The sequence below is a fragment of the Filobacillus milosensis genome (assembly GCF_004402015.1).
Classification (GTDB): Bacteria; Bacillota; Bacilli; order Bacillales; family Alkalibacillaceae; genus Filobacillus; species Filobacillus milosensis.
In genome coordinates this window covers 1-300 of the sequence record NZ_SOPW01000087.1, presented here as the reverse complement: position 1 = coordinate 300, position 300 = coordinate 1, and the positions used below count along the sequence as shown (strand labels likewise).

Genomic DNA, 300 nt, shown 5'->3' with positions numbered 1-300 from the left:
GAAGAGGAGAGCGGAATTCCACGTGTAGCGGTGAAATTCGTAGATATGTGGAGGAACACCAGTGGCGAAGGCGGCTCTCTGGTCTGTTACTGACGCTGAGGTGCGAAAGCGTGGGGAGCGAACAGGATTAGATACCCTGGTAGTCCACGCCGTAAACGATGAGTGCTAGGTGTTAGGGGTTTCCACCCTTAGTGCTGCAGTTAACGCAATAAGCACTCCGCCTGGGGAGTACGGCCGCAAGGCTGAAACTCAAAGGAATTGACGGGTGCCCGCACAAGCGGTGGAGCATGTGGTTTAATT

Annotated in this window: 1 rRNA gene; it reads left to right on the top strand. The window is 54.3% G+C overall.

Annotated elements, in window-relative coordinates:
* Positions 1-300, top strand: a 16S ribosomal RNA gene (locus tag E3U55_RS17215); the annotation flags it as partial.